21 protein-coding genes are annotated in these 22764 nt (G+C 47.4%); 8 read left to right on the top strand and 13 right to left on the bottom strand.

The annotated features are described in order from the left end of the window. Nucleotide 1 precedes the first annotated feature (1 nt). From EHS89_RS18155 to trxA, 5 genes are all read right to left on the bottom strand, one after another. Nucleotides 2–355 carry a DOPA 4,5-dioxygenase family protein gene (locus EHS89_RS18155; protein ID WP_124927587.1) on the bottom strand — a complete coding sequence of 118 codons (354 nt, stop codon included), beginning with the start codon at nt 353–355 and terminating at the stop codon, nt 2–4. A 65-nt stretch (nt 356–420) separates the two neighbouring features. Continuing rightward, on the bottom strand, nt 421–1458 hold the full coding sequence (locus tag EHS89_RS18160; protein WP_124927588.1) for an FAD-binding oxidoreductase: 1038 nt from the start codon (nt 1456–1458) through the stop codon (nt 421–423). Then, complete coding sequence (gene ubiD / locus EHS89_RS18165; RefSeq protein ID WP_124927589.1) at nt 1451–2932, bottom strand: 4-hydroxy-3-polyprenylbenzoate decarboxylase; 1482 nt, start codon at nt 2930–2932, stop codon at nt 1451–1453. The genes EHS89_RS18160 and ubiD overlap by 8 nt, the downstream gene beginning before the upstream one ends. A 62-nt stretch (nt 2933–2994) precedes the next feature. Next, the gene (rho, locus tag EHS89_RS18170) at nt 2995–4254 is read right to left on the bottom strand and encodes a transcription termination factor Rho (protein ID WP_124927590.1); all 1260 of its coding nucleotides are present in this window, start codon (nt 4252–4254) and stop codon (nt 2995–2997) included. A gap of 194 nt (nt 4255–4448) precedes the next feature. Then, nucleotides 4449–4775: a thioredoxin TrxA gene (gene trxA / locus EHS89_RS18175; protein ID WP_124927591.1), complete on the bottom strand. Its 327-nt coding sequence runs from the start codon at nt 4773–4775 to the stop codon at nt 4449–4451. 193 nt (nt 4776–4968) lie between these two features. Between trxA and ppx the strand changes: the two genes are divergently transcribed. After that, nucleotides 4969–6486 carry an exopolyphosphatase gene (gene ppx, locus EHS89_RS18180; RefSeq protein ID WP_124927592.1) on the top strand — a complete coding sequence of 506 codons (1518 nt, stop codon included), beginning with the start codon at nt 4969–4971 and terminating at the stop codon, nt 6484–6486. Between the two features lie 127 nt (nt 6487–6613). Here ppx and EHS89_RS18185 read toward each other — a convergent pair whose 3' ends face one another. The 4 genes from EHS89_RS18185 to yrfG all read right to left on the bottom strand — a co-directional run bounded on the left by EHS89_RS18185 (nt 6614) and on the right by yrfG (nt 10353). Then, nucleotides 6614–8161 (bottom strand): phosphoenolpyruvate carboxykinase, encoded by a 1548-nt coding sequence (locus EHS89_RS18185; RefSeq protein WP_124927593.1) that lies wholly within the window; start codon nt 8159–8161, stop codon nt 6614–6616. Between the two features lie 196 nt (nt 8162–8357). Continuing rightward, nucleotides 8358–9230, bottom strand: a complete 873-nt coding sequence (gene hslO / locus EHS89_RS18190; protein ID WP_124927594.1) for an Hsp33 family molecular chaperone HslO — start codon at nt 9228–9230, stop codon at nt 8358–8360. An 83-nt stretch (nt 9231–9313) separates the two neighbouring features. Next, a complete protein-coding gene (gene hslR / locus EHS89_RS18195) occupies nt 9314–9700 on the bottom strand; it encodes a ribosome-associated heat shock protein Hsp15 (RefSeq protein ID WP_124927595.1) in 387 nt (128 codons plus the stop codon). After that, entirely contained in the window at nt 9697–10353 is a 657-nt protein-coding gene (gene yrfG / locus EHS89_RS18200; protein ID WP_124927596.1) for a GMP/IMP nucleotidase, read from the bottom strand. The genes hslR and yrfG overlap by 4 nt, the downstream gene beginning before the upstream one ends. Nucleotides 10354–10471: 118 nt before the next feature. Here yrfG and nudE point away from each other — a divergent pair, with 118 nt between their 5' ends. Continuing rightward, entirely contained in the window at nt 10472–11017 is a 546-nt protein-coding gene (gene nudE / locus EHS89_RS18205; RefSeq protein WP_124927597.1) for an ADP compounds hydrolase NudE, read from the top strand. Between the two features lie 15 nt (nt 11018–11032). Further along, nucleotides 11033–11842, top strand: coding sequence for a 3'(2'),5'-bisphosphate nucleotidase CysQ (gene cysQ / locus EHS89_RS18210; protein ID WP_124927598.1), 810 nt, complete (start codon nt 11033–11035; stop codon nt 11840–11842). A 72-nt stretch (nt 11843–11914) separates the two neighbouring features. Here the strand turns inward: cysQ and EHS89_RS18215 are convergent, their stop codons facing one another. Continuing rightward, entirely contained in the window at nt 11915–12196 is a 282-nt protein-coding gene (locus EHS89_RS18215; protein ID WP_124927599.1) for a hypothetical protein, read from the bottom strand. A 304-nt stretch (nt 12197–12500) separates the two neighbouring features. On the opposite strand from EHS89_RS18215, the gene EHS89_RS18220 reads away from it, so the two are divergent. Next, nucleotides 12501–13085: a Fe-Mn family superoxide dismutase gene (locus EHS89_RS18220; RefSeq protein ID WP_124927600.1), complete on the top strand. Its 585-nt coding sequence runs from the start codon at nt 12501–12503 to the stop codon at nt 13083–13085. 131 nt (nt 13086–13216) lie between these two features. Next, nucleotides 13217–14977, top strand: a complete 1761-nt coding sequence (locus EHS89_RS18225; RefSeq protein ID WP_124927601.1) for an ATP-binding protein — start codon at nt 13217–13219, stop codon at nt 14975–14977. On the opposite strand, the gene EHS89_RS18230 is transcribed toward EHS89_RS18225, so the two are convergent. Next, a complete protein-coding gene (locus tag EHS89_RS18230; RefSeq protein WP_124927602.1) occupies nt 14892–15509 on the bottom strand; it encodes an arylesterase in 618 nt (205 codons plus the stop codon). The two genes, EHS89_RS18225 and EHS89_RS18230, sit on opposite strands and share 86 nt — an antisense overlap. Here EHS89_RS18230 and EHS89_RS18235 point away from each other — a divergent pair. Together EHS89_RS18235 and EHS89_RS18240 are read left to right on the top strand one after the other, a co-directional pair. Continuing rightward, the gene (locus tag EHS89_RS18235; protein ID WP_124927603.1) at nt 15508–16194 is read left to right on the top strand and encodes an ABC transporter ATP-binding protein; all 687 of its coding nucleotides are present in this window, start codon (nt 15508–15510) and stop codon (nt 16192–16194) included. The two genes, EHS89_RS18230 and EHS89_RS18235, sit on opposite strands and share 2 nt — an antisense overlap. Beyond that, entirely contained in the window at nt 16191–18653 is a 2463-nt protein-coding gene (locus EHS89_RS18240; RefSeq protein ID WP_124927604.1) for an ABC transporter permease, read from the top strand. Before EHS89_RS18235 ends, EHS89_RS18240 begins: the two co-directional genes overlap by 4 nt. 96 nt (nt 18654–18749) lie before the next feature. On the opposite strand, the gene EHS89_RS18245 is transcribed toward EHS89_RS18240, so the two are convergent. Next, entirely contained in the window at nt 18750–21410 is a 2661-nt protein-coding gene (locus EHS89_RS18245) for a DUF748 domain-containing protein (protein ID WP_124927605.1), read from the bottom strand. A gap of 342 nt (nt 21411–21752) precedes the next feature. Between EHS89_RS18245 and EHS89_RS21520 the strand changes: the two genes are divergently transcribed. Further along, nucleotides 21753–21875 (top strand): hypothetical protein, encoded by a 123-nt coding sequence (locus EHS89_RS21520; protein ID WP_268239406.1) that lies wholly within the window; start codon nt 21753–21755, stop codon nt 21873–21875. A 67-nt stretch (nt 21876–21942) separates the two neighbouring features. Here EHS89_RS21520 and rpiA read toward each other — a convergent pair whose 3' ends face one another. Next, the gene (rpiA, locus tag EHS89_RS18250) at nt 21943–22611 is read right to left on the bottom strand and encodes a ribose-5-phosphate isomerase RpiA (protein ID WP_124927606.1); all 669 of its coding nucleotides are present in this window, start codon (nt 22609–22611) and stop codon (nt 21943–21945) included. Nucleotides 22612–22764: the final 153 nt, after the last annotated feature.

The raw sequence follows: 22764 nt of genomic DNA on the forward strand, positions 1-22764 counted from the left end.
TTTACTTCAGACCATCCAGATCAATAGCACAGCTATCACCCAGCCAGTAAGCATGCTCGGTATGATCCCGGATAGCATCTTCTGACTGGGCATGCACTAGCACACTCAATCCCTGGCGATGCTCATCCAGCCAGGGAATAAATCGATCAAAGTCTTTAGTCGAAAACAGAATCTGTACACTCCAGCGGGTATGCGGACCAACAAGACGCTGATGGATACGTCCTACTTTAAGACTGAACAGCCGGGCTATATCTTCTGCCAACGGCTCAACATAGCCGACAGTCTCTGCATCAAAATAAATATGTGCGTGATAGGCCTGATGAATATTTACCGGCCGACGAGGTTCTGTAACCACATTACTCTCCAACAAAAAGCGCACCCAGAGGTGCGCATCAGGTTCACCTACAAAAGGATCTGCCTTTATTTATTTCTCGGGGCGTAAGCAAACACATCGGCATGCATATGAGACTCCTCAAAGCCCTTTTCTTCACAAGCATCAAGCAATGCGTAAACCATAGCAGGTGAACCACTGGTGAAGATTTCAACATCATCAAAGCTATTAAAATCAGCAACCAAAGCCGTAGGCAGCAGGCCTGTACGACCGGCCCAGCCAGGACTATTACCCGGTTCACTCACGACCAGATGAACATGCACATTAGTATGCTCTGAAGCCCACTGCAGTGGTAACTTCTCCAGGTAAAAATCTTTTTCTACCCGAGCCCCCCAATAGATATGGATAGGGTTGCTCACCTGATTAGCTAGCAGATGCTCGGCCATACTCTTTATCTGGGAGAAGCCCGTACTGGCCGCCGCTAGCACAATAGTGGTTTGTGGGTTTAGCTGACCCGCCTCCAGATAACAATCACCTTTGGGTAGTTCTATCTCAACACTAGGGTTGTTTAGCAGATGATCCATGATAGCGAGGGACATCTCCCCATCAGGAATTTTGCGAATATGCAGCTCCACATCACTACTAAAATCAGGCGCACTGCCAATTGAAAACGCCGCACGACGCTGATCTGGCAAAATAATTTCCAGATACTGCCCCGCATGAAACTCTATCGCCTGACGCCCGGTTACCGGCAAGTGCAGACGCACACGATAAACATCATCACTCAATTGTTCGACTGCCGAAATATCACAAACCAGTTTTTTCACTAGCAATTCTCCAGGACGTAACAGCCCTTCAATTTTCACCCTAATATCACTACGTGGTACCGCGGTACACGCAAAAACCTGCGAGGACTTATGCCCCTCTTCTATACTGAGATCCAACTCAGGATAACGCTGAATAATACTGCCCTGCATTAGGGTGAGCTGACAAATTTCACACACCCCGTTACGACAGCTGGATCTCATTTTATAACCTGCAGCAACCATACTATCCAGTATTGGTTGGCCTGCATGTGCCGTTATTTCATATCGTTCATTGATTGAAATAACGAAACGTTCAGTCATCCAGAATGCCTAGCTCATCCCAGATGGCATCTACTTTCTGTTTAACCGCTTCATCCATGACGATAGGCTCGCCCCATTCACGGTCTGTTTCACCCGGCCATTTATTGGTCGCATCCATACCCATTTTAGAACCCAGGCCTGAAACAGGTGATGCAAAATCCAGATAATCAATCGGCGTATTATCGATCATTGTCGTATCCCGACTAGGATCCATACGTGTAGTGATTGCCCAAATGACATCATTCCAGTCACGCGCATTAATATCATCATCACAGACGATAACAAACTTGGTATACATGAATTGTCGCAAGAACGACCAGACACCCAGCATGACCCGTTTAGCGTGACCCGGATACTGTTTCTTTATCGTCACTACCGCCATGCGATACGAACAACCTTCAGGCGGCAGATAAAAATCGACAATTTCCGGAAACTGCTTTTGTAGAATGGGCACAAAAACTTCATTCAGAGCAACGCCCAGGATGGCAGGTTCATCCGGCGGACGACCGGTATAAGTACTGTGATAGATAGGATCTTTACGATGGGTAATTCGCTCTACCGTAAACACCGGGAAACTATCCACTTCATTATAATAACCGGTATGATCGCCAAATGGCCCTTCGTCGGCCATCTCTTCCGGATCGATATAACCTTCCAGAATAAATTCGGCACTGGCAGGCACCTGAAGGTCGCTGCCAATGCACTGAGTAACTTCAGTCTTACCACCGCGCAGCAAACCGGCAAATGCGTACTCTGACAAGGTATCCGGCACTGGAGTAACCGCACCCAGAATCGTTGCTGGATCAGCGCCTAACGCGACAGCCACTGGAAAATTCTCACCCGGATGCTGTTCTTTCCATTCACGGAAATCCAGTGCACCGCCCCGATGAGACAACCAGCGCATAATAAGCTTATTTTTACCGATAACCTGTTGTCGATAGATACCCAGATTCTGACGCTGTTTATAGGGCCCCCGGGTAATAACCAAAGGCCAGGTAACCAAGGGAGCCGCATCGCCAGGCCAGCAACGCTGTACCGGGATAGTGCTCAGATCCACCTCATCACCTTCAATAATATTAGCCTGACAAGGTGCCGACTTAACGACCTTAGGCCCCATATTCAGCACTTGCTTATAGATCGGCAGCTTATTCCAGGCATCTTTAAGCCCTTTAGGTGGTTCAGGCTCCTTCAGCATGGCTAATAATTTACCGACCTCACGCAGGCTGGCGACATCCTCTTCGCCCATCCCCATAGCCACCCTTTTGGGTGTGCCAAACAGGTTAGCCAATACCGGATAATCATAGCCTTTCGGATTTTCAAACAGCAGCGCCGGACCAGCGGCACGCAAAGTACGGTCACAGATCTCGGTCATTTCAAGATCCGGGTCAACCTCTACAGTGATACGCTTCAGCTCACCTTGTTTTTCAAGGATCGCAATAAAGTCCCGCAGGTCCTTATATTTCAGGTTACTCATAGTGTCTCGACAACAAAAAAAAGGGCAAGCCTAAGCTTACCCTTTTTTAATTTAGAAGTGGATCAGGAACGACGCATAGACAGGAAGAACTCGTCGTTGGTCTTGAAATCCTTCAGTTTATCGAGCACAAACTCGATCGCTGCAGAATCTTCCATCGGATCCAGTAGCTTACGCAGAATCCACATCCGCTGTAGCTCTTCTTCCGAGGTTAGCAGGTCTTCACGACGTGTACCGGAGCGACGGATATTGAAGGCAGGATAAACCCGCTTCTCAGCTACCTTACGATCCAGATGAACTTCAGAGTTACCAGTACCTTTGAATTCTTCAAAGATGACTTCATCCATCTTAGAACCCGTATCAACCAGTGCTGTCGCGATGATCGTCAGGCTACCACCCTCTTCAATGTTACGAGCCGCACCAAAGAAACGCTTAGGACGTTCCAGCGCGTGAGCATCAACACCACCGGTCAGGACTTTACCTGATGAAGGAATAACGGTGTTATAGGCTCGTGCAAGACGAGTGATGGAGTCCAGCAAGATTACAACATCCTGCTTGTGTTCAGTCAGGCGCTTAGCTTTTTCCAGCACCATTTCAGCTACTTGAACGTGACGGGAAGGCGGCTCATCAAAGGTAGAGGCAACCACTTCACCACGCACGGTACGCTGCATTTCGGTAACTTCCTCAGGACGCTCATCAATCAGTAATACAATCAGATGCACTTCCGGGTTATTACGGGTAATCGAGTTGGCGATATTCTGCAACATCAGTGTTTTACCCGCCTTAGGCGGAGACACCAACAATGCACGCTGGCCTTTACCCATAGGGCAAACCAGATCGATAACACGGGCAGTCAGATCTTCTGTACTACCGTTACCTTGTTCCATTTTCAAACGATCCTGAGCAAACAGCGGCGTCAGGTTCTCAAACAGAATCTTATTTTTAGCGTTTTCAGGCTTATCGAAGTTAATTTTATCAACTTTCAATAATGCGAAATAACGTTCACTGTCCTTCGGCGGACGAATCTTACCGGAGATGGTATCTCCGGTCCGCAGATTGAAGCGTCGAATCTGGCTAGGGGAGACATAAATATCATCCGGACCCGCCAGGTAAGAGCTGTCAGCAGAACGCAGGAAGCCAAAGCCATCCTGTAAAATTTCCAGCACACCGTTACCATAGATGTCTTCACCACTCTTAGCGTGACGCTTAAGAATTGCAAAAATAACATCCTGTTTTCGGGAACGCCCCAGATTATCCAGTCCCATCTCTTTTGCTATTTCTAGCAATTCAGGAACGCTTTTCTTTTTAAGTTCGGTAAGGTTCATAACGTATATGTAGACAGACGGATCAACGCCTCATGGAGAGCAGTTTAATAACCATTCAGGAAGATTGAATTGGTATTGTGGAACCGGATCTCGACACAGATCCCGGTAGTTGGAGATGACACTATAATGACTTGGTCAAAAAGAGTCCAGTTAATTGGAGAGTAAACCTTGATCCCGGTCACTCTCCTATAAAGTTACAGGCTGGCTTCAATAAATGCGGCCAGCTGAGATTTAGACAGAGCACCCACCTTAGTAGCCTCAACATTACCATCTTTAAACAGCATCAGCGTTGGAATACCACGGATACCAAATTTAGGCGGCGTCTCATTATTCTCATCAATATTCAGCTTACAAACCTTCAGTTTGCCAGCATAGTCTTTGGCGATCTCTTCCAAAACCGGCGCAATCATTTTACAAGGACCACACCACTCAGCCCAGTAATCAACCAGCACCGCACCTTCGGCCTTCAGAACATCATCTTCGAATGACCCATCGGTCACGTTTACAATATTTTCACTCATAAAAAGCCTCTGTAGCGAGATTCACTCAATATTAATTACCTCGATCATAACATTGTCGCTAAACTATTGTGAATACTACAGATTGCTCAAGCAGCCTTATCAACCCGGATCTATGCTCCACATGATATTGCTCATCCGACAGACCGGTGATTTCTGCTAAGCTGAAGCCAAATTCAATTCTGAACAGCATACTATGAATAAAGAAATATCTGCCCTGGATAATAGTGATCAGCCTCTCCTAGCCGCAATAGACCTGGGCTCAAACAGCTTTCATATTGTTGTCGCTAAGCTGGTTCAGGGTGAGCTTCAACCGATCGACCTGCTATCGGATAAAGTGCAATTAGCAGCCGGACTGGATTGCAATCGAATGCTGACCGAAGAAGCGCAGCAGCGAGGACTTGCGTGCCTTGAACGCTTTGCTCAACGGGTTCGGGACATTCCTTCCCACCGCATCAGAATAGTCGGCACCAATGCACTGAGAGAAGCCGCTAACACCAGTGAATTCATAGCCAAAGCAGAAAAGCTGATGGGCTGTCCCATCGAAGTTATTTCCGGCATTGAAGAAGCCCGTCTGATTTATCTGGGTGTATCCCACACCCTGGCGAGTGATAGCGAACGCCGACTGGTGATCGATATTGGTGGCGGTAGCACCGAGTTTATTGTCGGCGAACGCTTTGAGCCACTGGAACTTGAAAGCCTGGAAATGGGCTGTGTCAGCTTTACTAAACGCTACTTTAATGACGGTCTTATCACCGAGAAAAAATTTCAGTTGGCAGTATTTGGTGCGCTACGGGAGCTGCTATCAATTAAGCGTCGCTACCGCCGTCAGGGCTGGGCAGACTGTGTTGGCTCTTCCGGTACTATCAAAGCGGTACGGCATGCCTGTATCAGTCTGGGATTCTGTGAAGACAGAGTCACCGCCTCAGCGTTGAAGAAATTAAAAGAGAAGATACTCAGCTATAACCATGTCGACGATATCGATATCGAAGGTTTAAAAGCACAACGCAAAGCGGTGCTGCCTGCAGGTATCGCCATTTTATCCGCAGCTTTTGATTCCCTTGGCATTAAACAGATCCGCTTCTCTGCTGGCGCGCTCAGAGAAGGGTTGCTATACGACATGATCGGTCGCTTGCGTCATGAAGATGTACGGGAGCGCAGCATTAGCGCTCTGATAAAGCGCTATCATGTCGATCAGGATCATATGAACAGAGTTGAGCAAACCGCGTTGATCGCGCTGACTCAGGTAAGAGATAGCTGGCATCTGGATAATAATGAATACCATAACATGCTCAGCTGGGCCGCCCGCTGTTTTGAAACCGGCTTAACTATTGCGCATAGCCAGTATCATAAACACAGCGCTTATCTGCTGCTCAATTCAGACCTGCCCGGCTTTACCAAGCGAGAGCAATCTCAACTGGCATCCATGATGCAGGGTCACCGACGTAAGTTTCCATTAACCCTGTTTGATGCCCTGCCCGCACGTGAAGGCAAACACTATGGCCGTCTGACAGTTCTGTTGCGTCTGGCGATTGTCCTCCACCGAAGCCGCAGTAAAGAACGTCTACCGGCCTTCAGGCTATCCGCCAAGAAGGGCCAGATTCAACTGACTTTTCCTGACAACTGGCTCAGCCATCACCCTCTGACCCGAACCGACCTGGAGCAGGAAGCAGGCTATCTGGCGGATGCTGGATTTGAACTCAAGATAAAATAGCCGATAGAACACAGCTATCCTGGCCGCTGAAACTTAGACCGAATTCGAAGCGCTGGTCAAAGCGTTTCGATTTGCAGGCACAAAAAAGGCTTCTGAATAGAAGCCTTTTTTTAATTGCGTATAGCAGTTACGCGTGCGGGCCCGCAGCGATGATCGCCTCAGCAACACCTTCGAACTTCTTGAAGTTCTCAGTGAACTGACCAATCAGATCGTTTGCAGTCGCATCATATGCGCCTTTATCAGACCATGTAGCACGTGGATTCAGCAATGCAGAATCTACGCCTGGTACCGATTTAGGTACAGTCAGATTAATACCTGGCAGCTCTTCAGTCTCAACACCAACCAGAGCACCATCCTGAATCGCACTGATAATACCGCGCGTCGTAGGAATACTGAAACGGGAACCTGTTCCGTAAGAACCGCCGGTCCAGCCGGTATTTACCAGATAAACCTGGCTATCAAACTCTTCGATACGCTTAATCAGCAGATCAGCATATTCGCTCGCAGGGCGCGGGAAGAAAGGTGCGCCGAAGCAAGTAGAGAAGGTAGACTTGATGCCACCACCTGATCCCATCTCGGTAGAACCTACCAGAGCGGTATAACCAGACAGGAAGTGGTACGCAGCCGCTTCTTTAGACAGGATAGACACTGGTGGCAGTACGCCGGTCAGGTCACAGGTCAGGAAAACGATCGCTTTTGGCTCGCCACCTTTGTTTTCTTCTGTACGCTTTTCAACGTGCTCCAGCGGATATGCACAACGGCCATTCTCCGTCAGAGACGTATCGCTATAATCTGCAGTGCGGGAAGCGTTCAGAGCAACGTTCTCAACGATCGCACCGAAACGGATAGCATCCCAGATGATTGGCTCATTCTTCTGGCTCAGATCGATGGTCTTAGCGTAGCAACCACCTTCCAGGTTGAATACAACACCTTTACCCCAACCGTGCTCATCATCACCGATCAGGTAACGAGAAGGGTCGGCAGACAAGGTTGTTTTACCAGTACCGGACAGACCAAAGAACAGCGTTGTATCACCGTCTTCACCAACGTTGGCAGAGCAATGCATTGGCAGAACATCTTTCTCAGGCAGCAGGAAGTTCTGTACCGAGAACATCGCTTTCTTCATCTCACCCGCATAGCGCATACCCGCCAGCAATACTTTGCGCTTAGCAAAGTTGATGATCACACAGCCATCGCTGTTGGTACCATCACGTTGTGGATCACACTCGAAGCCAGCAGCATTGATGATCTGCCACTCTTCTTTAGCTTTAGGGTTAAACTCTACAGGACGGATAAACAGATTCTGACCAAACAGGTTCTGCCATGCAGTTTCAGTAGACATCTGAACCGGAAGATAATGGTTAGCGTCAGAACCAACATGAACATTAGAGACAAAATGTTCGCGTTCTGCCAGGTGTTCTTCCACCCGGTTCCACAGCGCATCAAATTTGTCAGCATCAAATGGACGGTTAATCGGGCCCCAGTGGATCGCATCGGAAGTGCTAGGCTCTTCAACAATATAACGGTCCATTGGAGAACGACCCGTACGCTTACCGGTTTTCACAACCAGGGCGCCATTGTCAGCGAGAGTGCCTTCGCCACGCTGGATCGCTTTTTCAACTAGCTGAGCCGGGCTCAAATTTTCGTGTACAGTGTTCACGGTTTCTTTGCTCATTACTTGATTCCCTTGGCTTTTAGCCAAAAAAAATAATTTTACCTGAAAAGCTGCCTGACTCCTGACAACCAAAATTTAACTCTAAATTCTGCGGAGCCTTATTATTAAGGAGGCGTATTATGTCAAAAAAGTGTACAAAACACCATCAACTGAGATCGATTCCTATCTGGCAGCCAAGTACCTTAGAAAAGCCTGATCAGTGAACCTGATCAGAGCCTTCAATATTCGCACTATCTGAAAACATCATGGTGATATCAGCCTGGTCAAACTGATACAACTGGTTGCAAAACTGGCAACTCACATCAATAGTTCCCTCGTCCCTGACAATCTCCTCTAATTCTTTCTGGGTCATATATCTCAATGCATCCCCCGTGCGTTTGCGCGAGCAGTCACATTTAAATTGTAGAGGCTCTGCATCATAGAGCCGGCAATCCTCTTCATGAAACAGTCGCCGTATAATCGTGGCATTATCCAGCTCTAACAGTTCTTCATCTTTCAGAGTGGCGGCCAGATAACTGAAATGCTGCCATTCATCTTCAGCATTACCTTTGGCAGGCATAACCTGTAACAAAAAACCCGCCGCACGCTGTTCATCAGCAACCAGCTGAATTTGAGTAGGTAATTGCTCTGATCGACTAAAATAGGCTTCCAGACAACTGCTCAGGTGATCACCTTCAAGCGGTACCACTCCCTGATAGCGCTGACCTTTATCCGGCTCAATGGTAATAACCAACTGACCACCTTTTAACAGCTCACAAAAATTTGCACTGTCGGGTAGCTCACCATCAAAACGGGCAATAGCGCGCAGGTCACACTGATGATTACACTCTGCCATCAGTACTTTAACCTGATTATTACTTTGCGCCTGTAGCATCAGTCGACCTTCAAATTTCAGCGTCGAACTGAGCAGGCTGACAGCAGCCATCATCTCACCCAAAAAACGGTTAATCAGGGCTGGATACTGATGATTATTGATCGCTTGTTGATAACTTTTTTCGAGACCTGTGATCACACTGCGGATATCGGCCTGTTCAAAAATGACCCGTTGAAGCTGGTCAGAACTACTCATATTTGTCTCTGAAACCCTGTCGTTGAAATGTCTTACCGGCACATGGCCGGGAAAGGCAAAATATTACCACATCCGTTATGCGGCTAGCGATCCTTAAACTGTATAATCTTGCGCCGATCTTTCTTATTGGGCCGACGCTCCGGACCCAGATTTCCTCGCATCACTTTTCGCTGAGCGGCGGCCTCTTCACGCTGCTTAAGGCTGTCTTCAGTTTCGCTGTAAAGTAACTGGGCTTCCGGCGCGCCGCGGCGTTGATCAGAAATAGCCTGAATGACTACCGTCTTCTCATCAAGTCCTTGCCGTATTACCAAGGTTGCGCCGATTTCAACATGACGGCTGCATTTACCCCGCTGCCCTTCGTAATGCACCTTGCCACCCTCCACAGCATTTTTAGCAAGCGCCCGGGTTTTAAAAAATCGGGCGGCCCAAAGCCATTTATCCAGGCGAACTTTTTGTTTCTGATCACTCATGTTGGTTTCTTTATAATCTCATTGAAATGCTGAATCGCCTGGAAGTCATCAATCTGACGTTTCGCCTGCTGGCTATCAGGCTGAATAATACTCAATAAGTAAGCGATACCATATTGTCGCGCCGACGCCAGCACTGCCAGACTATCATCCACTAACAAGGTTCGCTGAGGATCAAAGGGTTCATCCTCCTGCAATTTATGCCAGAAGCCCTGCTCTTCTTTAGGTAACTTATAATCATGGGAGCAGATAATGGCATCAACCAGTTTATCCAAACCGGTTTCCTCAAGTTTAAGCGACAGACTATCCCGGTGAGCATTCGTAACAATAACGCGACGAATATTTTCACTTTCAAGATGTGCCAAAAAGTCATGCACATGTGGACGGAAAGCGATTCGCTCTTTGATCTCATGCTTTAACTTGGCGATATCAACATCTAACTCCCGCGACCAGTAATCCAGACAATACCAGTTCAGGGTGCCTTGCTCCTGCCGGATGCGTTGATGGAGCCATTGTTGCGCCTGGGTCTGATCAATACTATGCAGTTCGGCGTATCGCACCGGTAGATGCTCAAGCCAGAAAAAGGTATCGAAGTGCAGGTCCAGCAAGGTGCCATCCATATCCAGCAGCACCGTATCAATATTTTGCCAATCCATATAAAAAGTCTGAGCAGAGGGTTAGTATTAAAGAATCTACTTTTAGTTTATTACTTATATAGCTTCTTATTTATATAGCGTCTTAAATAGGACAATCATTTCCGAGGAACGATCCAGTATGCCTGTAAAACCGGATATTTTGAAGGTAACAGCGACCGCTAAAAGTCGTCTGTTCCAGGTCGAAGAGATTGAGCTACGTTTTTCTAATGGCGTTGAACGTACTTATGAACGTCTAGCCACCCGGGGACGTGGCGCAGTCATGATTGCCGCTATTGATGAACAGGAAAATGTATTGCTCATCAAAGAGTACGCCGTTGGTCTTGAAGATTACCTGCTAACCCTGCCTAAGGGCCTGATTGATCCGGGTGAGGACGCCATCGAAGCGGCTAACCGGGAACTGAAAGAGGAAGCAGGTTTCGGAGCTGAACGACTTGAAGTCATTAAACAGATGACTTCGGCACCAAACTACATGGGCCACAAGATCACCTCTGTCTTAGCCCGAGGTCTATACCCCTGCAGGCTGGAAGGCGATGAACCTGAAGAGATGGAAGTTATGCGCTGGCCACTCAGCCAGCTTGATAAACTGTTTCAACGGGAAGACTTCTCTGAGGCCAGAGCGATTGCCGCTCTTTATATGATTAGGGATAAACTAAAACAGGAATAAACTGAGGCTAATACGATGAATCAGCACCTTCTGCTACCTGAGCTAATCGCTATCGCAAGAGACGCTGGCAAAGCGATCATGAACATCTATAGCCGGTCTGATTTTGGCATTCAGGAAAAACAGGATAATTCCCCTCTGACTGAAGCAGACCTGGCTGCTCATCAGATTATTCGTGAAGGTCTGAATCAGCTTACTCCTGATATTCCGCAGCTCAGTGAAGAAGATACAGACATCCCCTATAGCATTCGAAAAAACTGGACCTGTTACTGGCTGATCGATCCGCTCGACGGTACTAAAGAGTTTATACGCAGGAATGATGAGTTTACCGTTAATATCGCCCTGATTCACAACGGAGCCCCGATACTAGGGGTTATTTGCCTGCCGGTATCAGGTATCTGTTATTACGGTGGCACCCGTATTCCCGCAGCTAAACAGCTGATTAATCAGCCCGCAGAGGATATTCGCTGTAGAAAGTTGCAAACACCGATCAAAGTACTGGCCAGTCGCAGGCATAAAAATGACAGGGATACTCCCTTATTAGAAATACTGGAAGATCGGTTTGGAAAACTACAGATCGATAATTACGGCAGCTCTCTCAAAATGTGTGTCATCGCAGAAGGGGCCGCCGATATCTATCCCAGACGATACCCTACCTGCGAATGGGACACCGCAGCAGCCCAGGCGATCATAGAAGCGGCCGGGGGGAAAATTATCGGCCCCGACATGCAGCCGCTGCTCTATAATAAAGAAAACCTGCTTAATTCAGATTTCTATGTACTGGGTGATCCGGCCTTTCCTGTCGCTATTCTCAGGCAACAGAAATAAACACAGCGGATGCGTACTATCAGAATTCGCCCTTTCAGATACGCTCTGCTAATGAAGCCCTATTAATCAGAGCTATGAGTTTTTACACTGCTTTGAACCGACCCGAATCACTCCTTCAACTTTCTCACGCATTGCCGGACTGGCAATAGTCCCCTGCATAATGCTCTCAACTTCTTTATCACTGAAATGCTTATGTACATAATCGGATAAACAGCTACATTGCTCTTCTGTCGCTGTTCCGCCAGCCATGCACCCTTCTTTAAAAGGAGTCCAGGTTTTAGAGGTAAGATACTGAGTTTTCACAGTAAAGATCACCAGCATAACCGCCGCAATCCAAAGAAACACTTTACCCATATACAGTTAACGCCTGTGTCATTTTAATATTTATATGCCCTGATTCTACCAGCTAAGCATTTGCTGTCAGCTTACTTTAGTCTGATACCGATAATTAATAAGCGTTTGATTTACCAATAGCCTGCTCCAATTTAATCGCGAATGCTCAGACAATGAAAACCTTTTATAAGGGTGCTATTATGCTGCCTCCAACAGGGAGCCTGTAAACAACTACCCCTGATGCTTGAATTATTATTAGAAAGACCCTATCTATACTTACAGCTTCACAATCTATGCTGAACCTGACACTGAAAGGTAAATACTTATGAGCTTTGAACTACCAGCACTGCCATTCGCCAAAGATGCACTGGAACCACACATCTCTGCTGAAACTCTGGACTTCCACCACGGCAAACACCACAACACTTATGTTGTTAAGCTGAACGGTCTGGTACCAGGTACTGAATACGAAGGTAAATCTCTGGAAGAGATCATCATGTCAGCACCTGCTGGCGGCGTATTCAACAACGCAGCTCAGATCTGGAATCACACTTTTTACTGGAACTGCCTGGCACCAAATGCTGGCGGCGAACCAACAGGTGCGGTTGCTGATGCGATTAATGCTAAATGGGGTTCTTTCGCAGCATTCCAGGAAGAACTGAACGATAAAGCCGTTAACAACTTTGGTTCAAGCTGGACCTGGCTGGTTAAGAACGCTGACGGTTCTCTGGAAATCGTTAACACCAGCAACGCTGGTACACCTATGACCAATGGCCAGCAAGCACTGCTGACAGTTGACCTGTGGGAACACGCTTACTACATCGATTACCGCAATGTTCGTCCAGATTACCTGAAAGGTTTCTGGGCACTGGTTAACTGGGAATTCGTAAACCAGAACTTTGCTGCATAATTCTGATTCAGATCAGAATTACTCAAAAAGGGCACCTTAGGGTGTCTTTTTTTTTGCTCTGAACAAAAATAGATTACACTTACGTAAACGACAGGGAATTGAGTTAAGCATCAGGGACGAAACCACACACTATGCAGAAACGTTACTTTCCATTTATAACGCTTGGCTGGCTAGCCCTTACACTGTTACTGGTGGGTCTGAGCCTGTTTTCAGATTACAACCGGCTACAGAAGTCTCTCAGCAGTGATGCTCATTTCATTTACTCTTCTGTTTATGAAAAAACCTATATAAATGAAGTGCTATTGCAAAATTTCACGGTACTTGTCAGTGCCAGACCGGATGATGTTGACGCTATACGTAGCTTTGCTAATGAGATGCGTAAGCGCTATCCCCATATTGAACGCCTCCAGATACACCATCAAGCACCGCCGCTCACTACTGGCTATGGAACGACCAGCCAGTTCAATGTTAACCCTGATGCTAATAGCTATAATGCCAGTTTCCCCATTGTTTTTATTGAGCCTCTGACCCCTGACACCCGTTATTTGCTAAACAAAGATCTGTTATCTGATCCGGTGTTTGCTGAAACGATTAATTTTGCGCGACGCTACCATCAACCGGTTGCCTCGCCGCCTTTTACATTAAATAACAATCGTTCCAGCTACGGACTTTTTCTGGCCTTTTTTGATCGCAATACAGCGCCAGATGGAAATAACCTTTATATCGCCTCGCTGGTTATCAATATCGCCAGCCTGCTTCCCAGCTCTAGTTTTCTTTCTGAAAACGCCATCATCAGCCTGAAGGATGAATCGGGCGCTATTCTGGATCAGCGCTTTACCTCAACCAACAATGAGCCGATGCCACACTGGCTGCCTATCCTAAAAGAGCAACGTACGATCAACCGCTTCGGACAATCTTTCCAGCTCGAAATAGCACAACAATTCAGTCCTAAGAACCTCAGCATCAGCCAATTAGTGATTCTGCTGTTATGCTCAATTGCCGTTTACCTGCTTCTGATGGCCTATCTACGACAAAAAGTGGCTGCCGAGAGTGAACAATCCTCAATTTATTCCAAACTGAAAGATGAGCGTCAGCAACTTGAAAACAGGATTCATACCCGTACTCAAGAACTGCGGGATCAACTCATTGAAAATCGACGCCTGACACACCAGGTATTAGCGGTACAGGAAAAAGAACGCCGAAACCTGTCACGTGAGCTCCATGATGAGCTAGGCCAATCCCTTACCGCTATCCGTACCGATGCCAAAATTCTGAAGCGTATCCATCCAGACGAAAATAGTCTGGTTAATCAGACCGCAGAATCTATCGATGCAATTGCACAGAACATATACGACGTCACCTATGGCATGATGCGGACGCTTCGCCCATCCGCGTTAGATGATCTGGGGCTGATGGACGCTATTCAGGAATGTATAGTTTCCAACCGTTTCGATGAACATGGCATCATATTACACACCGATTTCCGGGGTGCATTGAATGAGATGCATGAAGATTACAATATCACCCTGTTCAGACTCACTCAGGAAGCATTCAGTAATATTATAAAATATGCCAAGGCCCATAATGTATGGATCGACATTCACCGCACCAGCCAAGGCCAGCGCAAGGAGATTAGTGGTGATCGCTTAGAAGTCATGATAAGTGATGATGGTATCGGCTTTGATATTAAACAGATAGCGTTCAAATCCGGCTTCGGTTTAATCGGTATGCGTGAGCGGGTAAGAGCACTCGGCGGTAATTTCAAAATAACCAACAATCACGAAAACGGTACCCGAATTGTCGTTATCATCCCGATTCATTCTGAATCTGTAACAGGGGTTGAAGCGTCTTCCATATCTGATCCAGCAACACCGGCTGAGCCTGTTCATTAGGATGTAAACCATCGCTTTGCATCAGTTCCTGCTGTAGCACCACAGGGGCCATAAAAAAGGGGACTAATGGTACCTTTTCCTGCCCTGCCACTTTACTAAATAAAGCCATAAAGCCATCAGCGTATTTTGGCCCATAATTAGGAGGTATCTGCATCTCAAGCAGCACCACCCGTGCCCCGGCATTGCGTGATTTCTGAATTAGGGCGATTAGGTTTCTTTCTATCAGTGATAGCGGAGCCCCTCGCAAACCATCATTGGCGCCAAGCTCGACTATCACCAGTTCAGGCTGATGTTGTGCAAGTGCCTGAGGCAATCTGGCGAGCCCGCCATGGGTGGTTTCACCACTGATACTGGCATTCACTATCTGATACTTATAACCCTGTTGCTGAATCCGCTGATCCAGTAGTTGAACCCAGCCATACTGTGGCGACATACCATATGCAGCAGACAGGCTATCACCCATCACTAATATTGAGCTACTCCATGCTAAGCTAGACAGAAGCATTAACCAGACAGCGAAGAAAGGTGCCATGCACACTCCGGAATCAGAACCTGTATTAATCGCCACTCAAATTGCCAAGACATTTCCTAATCAAAGTGGCGGACTGAACATATTTAATAATATCAGTATCACTGCGGCTGCGGGTGAAAGTATTGCAATTATCGGCCCTTCCGGGGCGGGAAAGTCAACGTTGCTTAGCCTTCTGGCCGGATTAGATATCCCGACTTCGGGTAACATCCGTTTGCTGGGACAGCCTATCAGTCAACTCACTGAACAATCTCTTGCTGAGCTCAGAGCTCAACATATAAGCTTTATTTTTCAGTCTTTTCAGTTACTTCCAGAGCTGAGCGCCTTAGATAACATTCAGTTAGCCCTGGATATTCAGGGCCAGAATAACAGTCTGAATCGAGCCAAGGAGTGGCTCGATAAAGTAGGTCTGGCCAGTCGCTATCATCATATCCCGGCACAGCTTTCTGGCGGGGAGCAACAGCGGGTGGCTATCGCCAGAGCCTTTGCCACCTCACCAAGTCTGCTGTTTGCAGATGAACCTACCGGAAACTTAGATGAACAAACCGGTGCAGCGATTATTGACCAACTTTTTAAGTTGAATGAAGAGTTAAACACTACCCTGATTCTGATTACCCATGACCCATCCCTGGCACAACGCTGCCAGCGCCGCTTAAAACTGCATAATGGAGAGCTAGAGGAGCTATGACCAACCTCGGGATTCTGCGTTTAGCACTAAAGCAAGCAGGCTCAGATCTGCGTTCAATGGAATGGCGGGCACTGTTAATGGCGCTTATTCTGGCAACCTCTTTGGCCAGTTTTCTCGCTTTGCTGGGTCACCAGTTAGAAAAGGGCCTGGGCCAGCAAAGCGCGGCAATGCTCGGAGCAGACCTAAGTCTGAGTGATAGCCAGCCGATCCAGCAAAACCTGTTACTTCAGGCCAAAGAACTGGGGCTAGAATCGACCCAGGTAGTTCAGTTTTCAACCATGATCAGCACCGGGGAGCAGATGCTACTCAGCTCGGTGAGAGCGGTGAATGATCCCTATCCGTTACGGGGCCGCCTGACCACCCTTCCAGAGCAGTCAGCGGCGATACCCGAGCCTGGCACTGTCTGGGCGGAACAAGCTTTATTAGACAGGATAGGCATCAGCGTCGGTACAACCATCTCGTTGGGTTATAGTCAGTTTAAAATCACCGCTGTTCTGGTTAGCTCACCGGATCGGGGTACAGGCTTCCGTAGCTTTAGTCCGCAACTGCTCATCAATCAATCTGATCTGGCCGCAACAAAAGTAGTCCAACCGGGAAGCCGGATCGGATATCGCAGTCTGTTCAGCGGCGACAAAGATGGGGTGACCGCCTTTGACGAACTGATTCAGGCCCAGCTAACACCCCAACAGAGGCTCTTATCTGTCTATTCAGATCAGCCCATGGCCGAAGGGGCGATGCAACACGCATCAACTTTTTTAAGACTCTCCGCATTATTTGGTTTGCTGCTCTGCGGTCTTATGATCACCCTGAGCCTGCGCCGCTATAGTGATGCCCAATTACCGCGCTGCGCCCTATTAAAAAGTTTAGGCATGGAGCAGCAACATATTCTTAAACTATATCTCTTTAAGTTATTTAATGGATGGCTGCTGGCTGCAGTACTGGGTTGTCTATTCAGTATCGGGCTGATTCAACTTACCGAATACCTGTTACGCTCGCTCCTGCCAACCGGACTGCCTGCTGCAGATCTGGAATATTACCTAAATGGACCGCTACTGAGTCTCGGGCTATTACTTATTATCGGTTTATCTCCGCTCATACAGATGAGTCGGATCCCAGTCATGGGGCTGTTACGTCACGATCAACTTAGCCAAACAGCACTGAATAACCCTGCCCGCTTGCTGATTTTTATCTCACTCTGCGGAGTACTGGCGCTTTACCTTGGCTCGCCTGTCACTGCGCTCTTAGCAATTATTTCAATAGGCCTGGGTACATTACTGGCGGGCACCGTTGCCAGTTTTCTGTTAACGCCCTCAGCAACTATTCTGGCACGGCACTTTCGGCTCGGCAGGCTACTTAAATATCGCTTACGACAGCAACAGCACTGGCACAAAATCCAGTTAGGTATTATGAGCCTGTTACTGGCACTGCTCAGTAGCTTATTACTAAGCCAAAATGAACTGGTAAACCGCTGGCAGCAACAACTGCCTGAAGATACACCCAATCAGTTTGTTATTAATATACAACCCTGGGAGCTGGCCCCACTGAGCCAATACCTCAAAGAGTCAAAAATAGACCATCAACTGTTTCCAATGATACGCGGTCGAATAACACTCATTAATGACAAGCCTCCTGCAGAACGCCTGACTACAGAGCAGTTGCAGCACAACTCTCTCAATCGGGAGTTGAATCTGAGCTGGTCGGCCAAGGCACCGGTCTATAACGAAATAATAAACGGCACCTGGTGGCCAGCACAAAGTAATGAAAACCTTATATCAATAGAGCAGGAACTGGCCGAAGCGCTACAGCTAACCCTGGGTGACAAGCTGGGCTTTGAAGTAGCCGGCCAACGCTTTGATGCTACCGTCAGCAATATCCGTAAGGTCGAATGGCGCTCCTTCCGGCCAAATTTTTATATTATATTTAGTCCTGCGGTACTGAAGAACTACCCACATACTTACATCACCAGTTTTAGTACCGGTGAGGGCCAACAGAAATTTAGTCGAAACCTTCTGAATACTTTTCCAGCGCTAACGCTGATCGATGTCAAGCAATGGATTGATCAGGCCAGCCAGCTAATTGATCAACTGATTCGAGCCGCATCACTGATTCTGGGCCTGACACTGCTAGCTGGCATGATGCTGGTGCAGTTATTACTACGTCAGGAATTAGAGCAACGGCGCCATGAAAATGCACTATTGCAGGTACTTGGTAGCACCCGGAGTCAGACCCGACAGCTTGATCTGTTAGAGTTTTCTCTACTGGGTGGACTCAGTGGAGCCATGGCCGCCGCCCTTAGCGAGCTGATTACCGGATTATTAAGTTACCAGCTACTCGAGTTACCCCTGACTCTGCATCCCTGGCTGTGGATTTCACTCCCCGCAGGCGGAGCACTACTTTTTATTGTTGGCACCCTTTTGGGCCGACGCCAAAGCGGCTATCAACAACTCCAGCAAAGCTAAGCTCAGTTAAATTAAGCTAAGTAACCGATGAATAAATCCGAAGTCAGGTTCGCTGTTTAACGACAAAGATTCGGATTTATTGAGAGAAACTTATAATTAAAGACCTAGTGTCGCTGTAGGTAACGCCTTAGGGTCATCCAGCCGTGGGACAGGGAAGCAGCCAAACAACCGCTCTCCGGGAATGCTGGCGATAAGCTGTGTTTTTACCGCATCAGTCCGCAACTGAGCCAGCTCAGCCAGCTGTTTCAGCTCCTCTTCGGCCAACTGTTCGGCCGTTAAAGGTTCATCGCGCTTTTTATTCTGTTCTTCAAGGGTAGTTCGTATCAAAGCCTGGTCCTGCTGTACAACCTGACCACAGATATTCAGACGCATCCCTTTGCGGTCCGACATCATGGTACTGATCTTCGTTAGGTAATCACGCCCGGTATCATCCAGCCCAGCCTTGCCAGGACTAAAGGCAACCGGTTGTAAGCTAATAAACGAACCATCCTGCGCAACGCTAACAGCCAGACTGATCAAAGCACCGTAGGGCTGCAATGACTTAGTTAAAAAGCTAAAGGCCGCTTTCTTAAGCCCCTTACCTGCCAGCCGGTTAATGACACTCTGAATGCCAAAATCAGGATCATCCAGCGAGCCTGTGACAGGTATATCCAGATCAATATTATCGTCTGAATCCTGTAAAACAGAGATAGCTGTTCCTAAAGGCATTGATAGCTTTTTACTAAACTTACTCATCTGGTCCTGATCAGCCACCTCCACTTCCAGGCGGTTTATCTGGATATGATTTGTGCCGTCAATCTTGCCATCTGCCAGCTCACCTTTACTGCTCAGGTGTAACTGTCCGTTCTGCAGATAGTAACCGGTATGAATAATACTGTAAGGACTCAGCCTGGGCAGATCTAACTGCTTAAGATCACCCTTCCAGATCGCAGTGTCACCACCACCAGCCATGTTAGTAGAACCACTCAGATCCAGGCCGGTAAAACCATTCAGCTTAAGACCCAGATCAAACCGGGCGGGCTGTTTACTACCCGTATCAAGCTGATTAATCTCAGCACGGACAATACCAATTTCAGAACTGAATACCGGCTGAGTACTGTTATCGGTAAAGAGTATTTTACTATCCTCAGCCACCACAACCTTACCCAAGGTGACCCGTAAGGGTTTATCTGGCTGGCTATCATTACCTTCAATTGCAGTCTGAGAATTATCTGCCGGCCCCTGCAGCTGTTCCAGATCTGCGAGCAGCCGGTTAACATTTTGCGGCTGTTGTGCCTGATCTAATGTCTCCTGAAGCACTAAATTACTCAACCTAACCTGCTTAATATCCACGGCTTCAGCCAGTTTCATTTTGATCCTCTGGATCTGAACATCAGTAGAAACCAGTGTCTGTTCCGACTTTGCTTCTGAGCCCGGAGCCACCCTCAGAGCATTAATATCAACACTACCGACAGATAATTCTTCTGGTAGGGAAAGGTTAATATTCTTAACATTCAATCGATTAAGTAGCGCAATTTTTTGTGCCTGCTGACTTTCTGGCGAGGCTAAGCCTGACAGCTGAAACCCTGATAACTGAAGCGCTCCCGAATCCCCGGACACCAATACTTCCGGCTCCCTAAGCTTCACGTTAAGGGGGCCGTTCCAATCCAGGTCGGCTAGTTCGACCTGTAAACGCTTCTCAGACTGAAGGTTAAGCGCCTTCGCCTGCAAACCGCCAATGAGATTAATCTCACCCAGCGCTCCATCGTTAAACTGCAGATCAGCATTACCCTGCCAATGACTACTGAGCAGTTCGACCAATAGCTGAGGATTTTCCAGGCCCAGTGCCCCGGCCTTCAACTCACCCTTTATATTTACTTTTTGTAACTGGCTGTTCGTTATCAACAGATCCGTATCACCTTGCCAGCCCAATGACTTTTGACTCAGATTCAAATCACTGTCTTGCCAACTGAAGTTATCAACACTGATATTGCCTTTCTGGGTGATGGCGATCTGTTCACCGGCTTCCACCGAAATAGTCAGATCCGCTGATAAGGTCGCCTTTAAACCCGGCACAAAGGGAGCTGTGAAAGAGTGAACCGGTAACGCCTTCAGGCTAATCACTATCTCGGAACGCTTGGTCTCTGGTAGTGGCTGACCACGGGTATCCAGATCAAACTGAGCACCATTAATTGAGCCAAGCAACTTCAGCTCGGTGGTAGCCTGTTCTCGCCACATGTAAAAAGTTGAAATACTGCCCTGATCTATCGCTAGCTGATGCGTTCCCTCAGGTAAGCGGGCCTGCCAGTTCAGATCTGAAATCGTCAGTTTGTCTAACCCGACCAGCCAGTCTGAGGAATCGGAATCATCCGGCTCAACCGCCTCTTCAGTAGTATCGGAAACGGGTATTTGAACCGGCCCTATCACGTATTGACTGCTTTCATCGCCGGACTGCTGCAAGAGGTCGGCTGAAAGGCCTTCAATAGATAACGCTGAAATTAAGATTCGTTTCTTAAATAGTGCCTGATAATCCAGGTCCAGTTCCAGATTGGCTAACCTCAGATCGGGTTGATCAGGGGTAATAATATGAACACCATGCAGCCTGACCTTACCCGTAAACCAGTTTACTGACAGGGAATGGATATGAGCCGACTCAGCCCCCTGATTCAGTAGCCATTGAACGGCATAGTCTCTCCCTAATTGTATTGAGGTATGCAGGAACAGAAAAAATAGCGCTGAAAAAATAATAAATTTGCGCAAAAAACCTTTCACACTCATAACCACCTACCTGTGACACATCCTGACTCAGTTCTATGATAGTACCAGTCCAGTCCGAACTTAGAAAAGGTCTGTTAAATAGCCGAACAGCATAGAAAAGACTACCGGCATCATAATTTAAAAAAGCGTTGAGCTATAGCATCTAGCAATATGAAGCATACTCAAGAATAAAATTAGCTCACTTACGCCTGGCTCTTCATTTGCCGACACCGGCTAAAGTGCAACTATCCAGCTTACTCAGATACTGTTAGAATCGCCGCGTGAAACGGTTAAAGAAGATGTCAAAAGACACAAAATTGTACGTTTCCCAACAGTTCTATTAACAATAACGGGTGAATAATCATGGCAAACCATGACGAAAACTTCCGTGACGGCTCAGGTCCTGTATGGATTCTGATCAACCTCTGTGCGCTGGCCTGGATCACTATGCCTGCCAGCATCGCATGGTCTCGGGTTGTTCTGTAAACGGCCGTTTATGGATAAAAAAAAAGGCCTTCATATGAAGGCCTTTTTTTATGCGCAGGATTAATGCTTATTTGATGGTTTCAACCCCGTTAGGGGTACCCATCAGAATCACATTGGCACCACGACGGGCAAATAAACCGTTAGTCACTACCCCAACGATATTATTTATCCGGGTTTCCAGCTCTTTAGGTTCTTCAACTTCCAGACCATGTAGATCCAGAATCACATTACCGTTATCGGTAACAAAGCCTTCACGATAAACCGGCATGCAATCCAGCTTTACCAACTCACGGGCGACCTGTGAACGGGCCATCGGAATCACTTCGACCGGAAGAGGGAAGAGTCCAAGAAGATCAACCTTCTTACTCTCATCAACGATGCAAACAAATTCTTTGGCAACATCAGCAACAATCTTTTCTCGCGTCAGTGCACCACCGCCACCTTTAACGAGATTAAGGCGACCATCAAATTCATCAGCCCCATCAACGTAAACATCCATCTGGTCCACTGAATTCATATCAAATACATTAATACCATGGCCCTTTAGTCGCTCAGCTGTGGCTTCTGAACTGGCAACTGCGCCTTCAAAAATGTGCTTTATTTTAGCCAGCTCATCGATAAAGAAGTTTGCCGTGGAACCAGTGCCTACGCCAACAATTGAATCTCTGGCTAGCTTTGGCTGGATATATTCAACTGCTGCCTGAGCAACTGCCAGTTTCATCTCATCCTGTGTCATTTTGTGGGGAACCCCGTATAAAGTGGCTGGAACAGGCAGAGATTATACGCCTTATCATCGATATCTTATAGACGAAAACCGTCTCAGCGATTACCATTTGTTGTTTAATTCACACTGTTGTTCATCTTAACAACGACAACCAACTGAAAGCAT

It is taken from the genome of Amphritea balenae (assembly GCF_003858655.1).
GTDB classification, from domain to species: domain Bacteria; phylum Pseudomonadota; class Gammaproteobacteria; order Pseudomonadales; family Balneatricaceae; genus Amphritea; species Amphritea balenae.

Coding starts and splice junctions, on each gene's coding strand:
- EHS89_RS18160 (WP_124927588.1), bottom strand. CDS start 1,458: ATGACTGAACGTTTCGTTATTTCAATCAATGAACGATATGAAATAACG.
- ubiD (WP_124927589.1), bottom strand. CDS start 2,932: ATGAGTAACCTGAAATATAAGGACCTGCGGGACTTTATTGCGATCCTT.
- rho (WP_124927590.1), bottom strand. CDS start 4,254: ATGAACCTTACCGAACTTAAAAAGAAAAGCGTTCCTGAATTGCTAGAA.
- trxA (WP_124927591.1), bottom strand. CDS start 4,775: ATGAGTGAAAATATTGTAAACGTGACCGATGGGTCATTCGAAGATGAT.
- ppx (WP_124927592.1), top strand. CDS start 4,969: ATGAATAAAGAAATATCTGCCCTGGATAATAGTGATCAGCCTCTCCTA.
- EHS89_RS18185 (WP_124927593.1), bottom strand. CDS start 8,161: ATGAGCAAAGAAACCGTGAACACTGTACACGAAAATTTGAGCCCGGCT.
- hslO (WP_124927594.1), bottom strand. CDS start 9,230: ATGAGTAGTTCTGACCAGCTTCAACGGGTCATTTTTGAACAGGCCGAT.
- hslR (WP_124927595.1), bottom strand. CDS start 9,700: ATGAGTGATCAGAAACAAAAAGTTCGCCTGGATAAATGGCTTTGGGCC.
- yrfG (WP_124927596.1), bottom strand. CDS start 10,353: ATGGATTGGCAAAATATTGATACGGTGCTGCTGGATATGGATGGCACC.
- nudE (WP_124927597.1), top strand. CDS start 10,472: ATGCCTGTAAAACCGGATATTTTGAAGGTAACAGCGACCGCTAAAAGT.
- cysQ (WP_124927598.1), top strand. CDS start 11,033: ATGAATCAGCACCTTCTGCTACCTGAGCTAATCGCTATCGCAAGAGAC.
- EHS89_RS18215 (WP_124927599.1), bottom strand. CDS start 12,196: ATGGGTAAAGTGTTTCTTTGGATTGCGGCGGTTATGCTGGTGATCTTT.
- EHS89_RS18220 (WP_124927600.1), top strand. CDS start 12,501: ATGAGCTTTGAACTACCAGCACTGCCATTCGCCAAAGATGCACTGGAA.
- EHS89_RS18225 (WP_124927601.1), top strand. CDS start 13,217: ATGCAGAAACGTTACTTTCCATTTATAACGCTTGGCTGGCTAGCCCTT.
- EHS89_RS18235 (WP_124927603.1), top strand. CDS start 15,508: ATGCACACTCCGGAATCAGAACCTGTATTAATCGCCACTCAAATTGCC.
- EHS89_RS18230 (WP_124927602.1), bottom strand. CDS start 15,509: ATGGCACCTTTCTTCGCTGTCTGGTTAATGCTTCTGTCTAGCTTAGCA.
- EHS89_RS18240 (WP_124927604.1), top strand. CDS start 16,191: ATGACCAACCTCGGGATTCTGCGTTTAGCACTAAAGCAAGCAGGCTCA.
- EHS89_RS18245 (WP_124927605.1), bottom strand. CDS start 21,410: ATGAGTGTGAAAGGTTTTTTGCGCAAATTTATTATTTTTTCAGCGCTA.
- EHS89_RS21520 (WP_268239406.1), top strand. CDS start 21,753: ATGGCAAACCATGACGAAAACTTCCGTGACGGCTCAGGTCCTGTATGG.
- rpiA (WP_124927606.1), bottom strand. CDS start 22,611: ATGACACAGGATGAGATGAAACTGGCAGTTGCTCAGGCAGCAGTTGAA.